Source organism: Gracilibacillus halotolerans (genome assembly GCF_014206945.1).
GTDB classification, from domain to species: Bacteria; Bacillota; Bacilli; order Bacillales; family Amphibacillaceae; genus Gracilibacillus; species Gracilibacillus halotolerans.
This window is the reverse complement of sequence record NZ_JACHON010000054.1, coordinates 1-1422: the sequence shown is the minus strand read 5'-3', so window position 1 is coordinate 1422 and position 1422 is coordinate 1. Positions and strand designations below refer to the sequence as shown.

Below are 1422 nucleotides of genomic sequence, written 5' to 3'. Positions count from 1 at the left end.
ATATTAAAACAAATCTTTTTTGACAACCATCAACATTGGGAATCCTTTAAAAGAAAACATGGAAATCGAATTCGTCCAATTGTAATCAAGGAGGTCGAAAAATTTCGAGACTGTGGAAATCCGAAAAATGGATTCAAACTCTATGTTTGTGAAGGATGTAATGACGTACGTCATGTACCATTTCGATGTAAAGGCCGTTTTTGTACCACGTGTTCTGTAGGGGAAAGTGAAGAGTGGAGTCGTATCCTGACAGAGGATGTTTTACAAGTAAATCATCGACATATGATTTTTACGATTGATGAAAACTTACGGGATATCTTCTTGTGGCATCGTGAGTTATTGAAACCCCTTATGGATGAGGCAGCAAAATTAATCACCAATTATTTTAAAAAGAAAGCCAAAGTGACACCAGGAATCATTGCCGGGTTACATACGTTCGGATCGAAGGTGAATTTTAACCCACATGTCCATATGTTAGTAACAATGGGAGGGATAACGAAGAAAGGTGAATGGAAATCGTACGATTTCATTCCGTTTACGATGCTTCGTAAACAATGGCAGACCGTAGTTCTAAAATTTATTCGTAAGCATCTATCGAAGAATGAAAAGAAGCGAATACAACCAAGGCTACAAAAAGCTTTTTCTAATAATGGAGAAGGCTTCTATGTGTATGCTCCAAAACAGAGAGGAAAAATAAAAGAACAATTGCGTTATATTGGCCGTTATATTCGTCGACCAGCGATTGGTATTAATCGGATCGTGGAATATGATGGTGAATATGTGACGTTTAAATATATCGACAAAGTAGATGGTAAAGAAAAGTTAGAAACAGTGACAGTGGATGAGTTCATAAAAAGATTAATACGCCATATCCCAGATGAGCAATTCAAAACAATACGTCATTACGGTATGTATTCGAGAAGAAGTAAAAGCTTGAGTAAAAAACTATTAGCTAATTGGCAACAGGAAACAAAGCGCTGGATATTAAAAGTAAAGAAAAAATTACGCCGCCAAACATGGAGAGAGCGTATTATTTCTAGTGGTCAAAAAGATCCACTTGTGTGTCCTCATTGCGAGAATTATTATGATTACATGGGAGAAGTGTGTCTAGAAAATGGCAGATTGGAAATAAAATTTGCATTAACAAAAGAGGCAAGAAAATATTTAGAAAGGGTGATTTACTATCGCACAGACCAACAAACGCCGGAAAAAGGGAAAGAAAAGAAAAGGGACGGATCATCTACAAACGAAGAAAACACACGTCAATTATCATTGTTTAACGTGTCATGAGGAAGAAAAGATTCCGTATAGTGTAGTAAGAGATTTTGATTTGATGGATGGAGGAGATCCTACTGTCCCACCCCAATTTAGTTGCGAGCAATGTGGGGGAGAAATGTATCCAGAGTATTATAAAGGAATACA

General features: G+C 36.8%; 1 protein-coding gene. It reads left to right on the top strand.

Features of this window, described 5'->3' with window-relative positions; translation table 11 throughout:
• Window positions 1–1290, top strand: a 1290-nt coding sequence (locus tag GGQ92_RS16240) for an IS91 family transposase (protein ID WP_221437367.1), incomplete at its 5' end; no start/stop codon positions are given.
• Window positions 1291–1422 lie beyond the last annotated feature (132 nt).